This is a genomic window from uncultured Winogradskyella sp. (assembly GCF_947498005.1).
Classification (GTDB): domain Bacteria; phylum Bacteroidota; class Bacteroidia; order Flavobacteriales; family Flavobacteriaceae; genus Winogradskyella.
The window spans coordinates 566,810-573,119 of the sequence record NZ_CANMIW010000002.1 but is presented as its reverse complement, the minus strand read 5'-3'; the positions used below and the strand labels follow the sequence as shown (position 1 = coordinate 573,119).

Below are 6,310 nucleotides of genomic sequence, written 5' to 3'. Positions count from 1 at the left end.
CTCGCGGATTTTCTATTCGGTTTTTATTTGTTAACTTAGTTGCTTAACCACGCAACAAACCATATACAAACACGTTGGCAAACATTAAATGAAAACGCAAACAAACATAATATTAACGATTTTAATTATTTTCTGTTCTTGTCAAAGAGCGAAAAATAAAGGAAAGGAATTGATTGAAAAATCAAAAACCGAAATTGCGGATGTTTCCAAAAAAGCTTGGAAGAAATCAGTAAATTTTGCCTTTAATTCATTTTCATCAACTGAAAACGTAACTTTAAAAGATATATATTCTGATGAAATTATTCCAGAAATGGACGAAATAAAAAGTGTTCAAATTAACTTTCCGCCTAATTTTTATTCCTGCTATTTTAGATATAAAACAGATAAGGCAGGTATAATAAAGTTTCTATCGGAATTGAAAACCATACAACCTGAAATATCTGACTCAGAAATTAAAAAGTCTGACGGAAATGAACTGAAAAAGAATTTGGAATTTATAGAGCGTGAAATGCCTGATTTTAAAAAGGAAATTTCATTCTTTTATAATATAGAAAATATTGAGAAAATTGAATTTTATCGATGTAATAAATATCCGAATGCGAATTATTTAGCAATTGACGTGGATAAAGGAATTGTATATCATCTAATAGAAAAATATTGGAATTAAAAATAACGATTTGCCAACACCCTATATAATTCATTGCTAGTTCTAGCTTACTTACTAAAATCCTCACGGATTTTCTATTCGGTTTTTATTTGCTAAATTACGTGCCTAACCACGCAACAAACCATATACAAATGCGTTGTAAGTAATGCGGAAATCGTGCTAAACTTCAAGATTCGAACTAGAAAAGCCAACCGCACAGTCAAGCACATTTCATTTTGCTCGTGCCTCACAAAATAAAAAGAGCTTGCCTTTCCCCAACGCTCATCCAAACCAAGTGATTATTTTTATACTCATTTAGTGAGATATTTGATAATTCTTCCTACATTAGTAAACTGAATTAAATAATTCAATTATGAACCGAATTAAAGAGGTTTTAGAAGAAAAAGGAATTAAGCAAAAGTGGTTAGCTGAAAAACTGGAAAAAAGTTACAATATGGTGAACTCTTATGCCCAAAACAGGAGACAACCTAGTTTAGAGGATTTATACAAGATTGCTGAAATCTTAAATATAGAAGCAAAAGAATTACTAGTGCCAATAAAAGAACTGAATTGAGGACAGAAATCGACATATTAGAAAATGAAATCTTAGAAAAATATCCAGATGTTTTGGATATTCTTTTGCTAGACCAAACAACTCAAAAAAACATTATTTGGGCAACAAGTAATTATGAGGATTTGGGAGAATCATATTTAGAAAGTAATCAGATTCAATCTGAGTACATTACTGGCATAAATGGTAATATAATAATGCCAAGGGTTCAAAAAGACCAAATATTACAACATTCCAGAGTAAAGAAGATGGCTGAAGTATTTACACCATCTTGGATTTGTAATGCACAAAATAACTTAATAGATAATGCTTGGTTCGAAAGAAAAAATGTTTTCAATAAAGAAATTCCAGATGAAAAAAAATGGGAAACTAACCAAACAAAAATTGAATTCCCCAAAAATAAGACTTGGAAAGATTATGTAAATGATACTCGACTTGAAATTTCTTGTGGAGAAGCACCATACATAACAAGTAGATACGATACTACAACAGGTAAATTCATTGAGATTGAAAGCAGGATTGGTTTATTAGATAGAAAACTAAGAGTTATAAACGAAAATGTTGATGATTCTAGTGAATGGCTTAAGGCAATGAACTCAGCTTATAAAAATACTTATGCTTATGAATGGCAAGGTGACAGTTTGTTATTAGCAAGAGAGTCAATGCTATTTACTTTCATTGAAAACTATAAACATAAATTCAGAAAAGAACCTTTACTTAAATCAATTCAAGAGATAGCATATATAATTTCTTGGAATGTTTGGCAAATGGATGGTTTAAAAGGTGTTGTTCCATTCTCTTGTGGTGAAATAAAAACAAAATCAGTTAACCTATTTGGAGAAGAAGAAACAGACAATTCATTTTGCAAAGGCTGTCTTAACAACAATATGTTTGAACATAATGGAATTTACTGTCTAGTTATGGACTGGTCAAACAAAGATTTAAAAGGGAAAAAACTAAGGTTTATTGACCTAATAGAAAATAAGAAATCAATAAATGGCAGAAAATAATCAACTAGATATACAAATACTTGAGGAATTAATCATTGGAAGAGTTGAGCCTCATATTTACGCTTTTACAACTGGAACAATTCCTAATTATTTAAAAGTTGGCGATACATACAGACCAGTAGAAACAAGACTTAATGAATGGAGAAAATATTTTCCTGAACTAGAGAAGAAATTTCAAGAAGTTGCAAAGATAGATGAAGAAACTTTTTTTAGAGATTTTGCAGTTCATAAATATTTAGAAAACGATATTCAAAAGTCTAGGTTATTGCCTGATTCCTTAGAGTCAATACCATATTATTCAAATGAATTTTTCAAAGATGCTACACCAAAGGACGTAGATGATGCTATAATTGATATAAAAGAATCTCATAAAAATAACGATACAAAATATCAGCTCTATAAATTTGAAGACAGTCATATTCCAATAGTTCATACTTACAATAGAACTGAAACTTATGAGCCAAGACCAAATCAAAAGGAGACTATTGAAAGGTTCACAAATGCATTAAATAAAGGTAGAAACAATCTTTTAATGTATGCTGTAATGCGTTTTGGTAAATCATTTACTTCAATGTGTTGTGCAGTAGAAATGAATGCCAAAATTGTTTTAATTGTTTCGGCAAAAGCTGATGTTAGAGAAGAATGGAAAAAAACTGTAGAAAGCCATAAAAAGTTTGATGGATTTACGTTTTTAGACAGTAACTCACTTTTGCAAAGTGATTCTATTATTAAAGAAAAAATTGAGGCAAATGAAAACATCGCTTTATTTCTAACACTTCAAGATTTACAAGGCGATGATATAAAAACAAAACATAAGGAAGTATTTGAAAATCAAATTGATTTATTACTTATTGACGAGACACATTTTGGTGCAAGAGCATTAGAATATGGTAAGGTTTTAAAAGACTTTTCAACCAAAGAACGAAAAAATGAGGAAAAACTAAATGATGAATCTATAGACCAATTAGACGATACTACTAAAACTATAAACGCAAAGGTTCGCATTCATCTATCTGGAACGCCTTATCGAATTTTAATGAATAGTGAATTTACAAATGATGATATAATCGCTTTTTATCAATTCACAAATATCGCAGAAGACCAAGAAAATTGGAATGAGCAAAACCTAATTAAAGATGAAATAAAAGAATGGGATAACCCTTATTATGGTTTTCCTCAAATGATACGTTTTGCATTTAATCCAAATAAATCTTCCAGACAAAGAATGGAAGAACTTAAAAAAGCAGGTATTACTTATGCTTTCTCTGAATTATTAAAACCTAAATCCATACTTAAAGACAACACAAATCAACTACATAAAAAGTTTATTTATGAGCAAGAAATCATCGATTTACTTAAAGTGATTGATGGTAAAGATGAAGATGACAACTTATTAAGTTTTCTAGATTATGATAAGTTGAAAGAAGGTAAAATGTGTCGTCATATGGTTTGTGTTCTTCCCTATCGTGCTTCCTGTGATGCTTTAGAGGAATTAATTAAATCGAATGAATTCAAAAACCTAAGTTCTTACGAAGTAATCAATATTTCCGGTGTAGAAAATATTAAAATTTACAAAGACACACAGTCAGTAAAATCTAAAATAACTAAGTGTGAAAGCGAGAACAAAAAAACTATCACTTTAACTGTAAATAGAATGCTTACAGGAAGTACAGTACCTGAATGGGATACTATGCTCTATTTAAAAGATACAGCTTCACCACAAGAGTACGACCAAGCAATTTTCAGGCTTCAAAGCCAATTTATTAAGGTTTTTAAAGAACCTGATGGCGATATTGTAAAATACAATATGAAACCTCAAACCTTATTAGTTGATTTTAACCCTAATAGAGTGTTCCAAATGCAGGAACAAAAGTCGCAGATTTATAATGTTAATGTAGAATCTAACGGAAATACCGAATTAGAAGAAAGAATAAAAAGAGAACTACAAATTTCACCAATAGTTGTCATTAACAACAAAAAAATGGTTGAAGTTGAGCCAACAGATATTTTAGATGCTGTTCGCAAATATTCGAATGAAAGGAGTGTTATAGATGAAGCCACATCAATTTCTATAGATTTTTCTTTGTTAGACATAGAGGCAATAAAAGCTGTAATCGAAAAACAAGGTGGTTTAAAATCAAGACAAGGTTTAGAAATAGAACCATCAGAGGGAGAAGGTGACGATATTGATACTGGTGATGAACCTGATAATGGTGAAAAGCCAGATGAAGGTGATAAGGATTCAAAACCTTCAAAAGATGATGAAAAAATAGATTACAAAGGAAAGTTTGCAATGTATTATGCAAGAATTCTTTTCTTTTCTTTTTTAACGGATTCAACTGTTAAATCACTTCAAGAAATTATCAATGCAATAATTAACGATGAAAACAATCTGCGTATAGCAACACATTTAAATCTTGAAGTAGACATACTTGTTCTATTTCAGGAGCACATTAATCCTTTTATACTAAGCGAATTAGATTATAAAATCTCTAATATAAATTCTTTAGCAAACGACACTACAATTTCACCAATTGAAAGAGCAAGTAATGCTATGAAGAAATTTAGTCGCTTATCGGATTCTGAGATTGTTACACCCGAAATTGTTACCGATAAAATGATGAACTCATTACCTGTCGATGCAATAAATGAAACTACTTTACTACTTGATATTGCTTCCAAACAAGGCGAGTTTGTATATGCCACATATAAAAAATTCGGAAAAGAAGTAGCAAATAATTTTTACTCAATCCCAACATCCAAGATTGCTTACGAGTTTACTAGAAAAGTATACAAACTACTTGAACTAGAAATTAAAAATATAGAATCAAACTACACATCTTACGATTTAATCAAAGAAAACGATTTGATTGAAGATGAAACTATAAAAATTAACAACAACGATATGAAATTTAATGTAATTGTTGGTAATCCACCATACCAAGAAAGCGATGGAGGTGCACAAGCTAGTGCTAGACCTATTTATCACCATTTTGTAAATATTGCAAAACAGTTGGATTCTAACTACACCTGTATCATTATGCCAACAAGATGGTATGCTGGTGGAAAAGGGTTAGATACATTTAGAGACCAAATGTTAAATGACAAAAATGTTTCGGAACTACACGATTTTTTAAAGCCAGATATCATTTTCTCCAATACAAATAACAGAGGAGGTATTTGTTTTTTCTTAAGAGATAAGAGTTATGACAATAGTGAAGACTTAACGAAAGTATTTACTTATAATGATAATTTAATCCCAACTCAAAGTTTAAGAAATTTAAAAACAGAAGACTCTGACATTCTTATTCGACACAGTATTGCTGTGGATATACTCAAAAAGGTTAAATCAAATGATAAATATGAGTCTTTTGAAAACATTATATCTTCAAGAAAACCTTTTGGTCTAGAGGGAAATATTGTTAAAAACAAAACAATCTTTAGGTCTACAAAAAATGGACTAACATCACCTGTTTTGTGCTATGGTAGAGGAAAACAAGTAGGGTTTTTAAATAAAGAGGAAATCGCAAAAAATACTAATTGGATTGATAAATTCAAAGTATTTGCACCTTACGCTAACAATATTGGGACAGAGTTAAATGATGATAACTTGAATGCATTCGTAGGAGAGCCAAATACAATAAGTACTGAAACATATATCGTTATAGGAGCTGATTTAGACTTAAAAAAAGAATCAGCTAAAAATCTAACAAACTATTGTTTCACTAAGTTTACTAGGTTTATGCATAGCATTCCGAAAGTAAGCCAACACGGAACATCAAAAACATACAAATTTGTTCCTCTCCAGAATTTCACTTCTGAATCTGACATCGACTGGAGTAAATCCATTGAGGAAATTGACAAGCAACTTTATGAAAAATATAAATTGAGTAAAGAAGAAATTGAATTTATTGAAAAAATGATAAAAACGATGTAAAAGCCAACGCTCAAAGCCATACACATTCGCAATTCGCTACAGCCAACGCTACGCCAAAAATTGCAAAAGAGTATGTCTAGCCAACGCTCACATTTGAACTAAATAACAAACATCGAAAAACCAAGCAGAACGTGAAAGCACTACTT

Annotated in this window: 4 protein-coding genes; all 4 read left to right on the top strand. The window is 30.5% G+C overall.

The window, feature by feature from the left end:
- The first annotated feature begins 88 nt into the window (after positions 1-88).
- Positions 89-667 carry a hypothetical protein gene (locus Q0891_RS05855; RefSeq protein ID WP_299099670.1) on the top strand — a complete coding sequence of 193 codons (579 nt, stop codon included), beginning with the start codon at positions 89-91 and terminating at the stop codon, positions 665-667.
- Positions 668-1,019: 352 nt separating this feature from the next.
- On the top strand, positions 1,020-1,220 hold the full coding sequence (locus Q0891_RS05850; RefSeq protein WP_237275260.1) for a helix-turn-helix transcriptional regulator: 201 nt from the start codon (positions 1,020-1,022) through the stop codon (positions 1,218-1,220).
- Positions 1,217-2,227 (top strand): restriction endonuclease subunit M, encoded by a 1,011-nt coding sequence (locus Q0891_RS05845; RefSeq protein WP_299099668.1) that lies wholly within the window; start codon positions 1,217-1,219, stop codon positions 2,225-2,227. Before Q0891_RS05850 ends, Q0891_RS05845 begins: the two co-directional genes overlap by 4 nt.
- Complete coding sequence (locus Q0891_RS05840) at positions 2,214-6,164, top strand: Eco57I restriction-modification methylase domain-containing protein (RefSeq protein ID WP_299099666.1); 3,951 nt, start codon at positions 2,214-2,216, stop codon at positions 6,162-6,164. Before Q0891_RS05845 ends, Q0891_RS05840 begins: the two co-directional genes overlap by 14 nt.
- Positions 6,165-6,310: the final 146 nt, after the last annotated feature.

Excerpts from the sequence above, each read along its gene's own strand:
- Q0891_RS05855 (WP_299099670.1), top strand. The coding sequence starts at position 89 with ATGAAAACGCAAACAAACATAATATTAACGATTTTAATTATTTTCTGT.
- Q0891_RS05840 (WP_299099666.1), top strand. The coding sequence starts at position 2,214 with ATGGCAGAAAATAATCAACTAGATATACAAATACTTGAGGAATTAATC.
- Q0891_RS05850 (WP_237275260.1), top strand. The coding sequence starts at position 1,020 with ATGAACCGAATTAAAGAGGTTTTAGAAGAAAAAGGAATTAAGCAAAAG.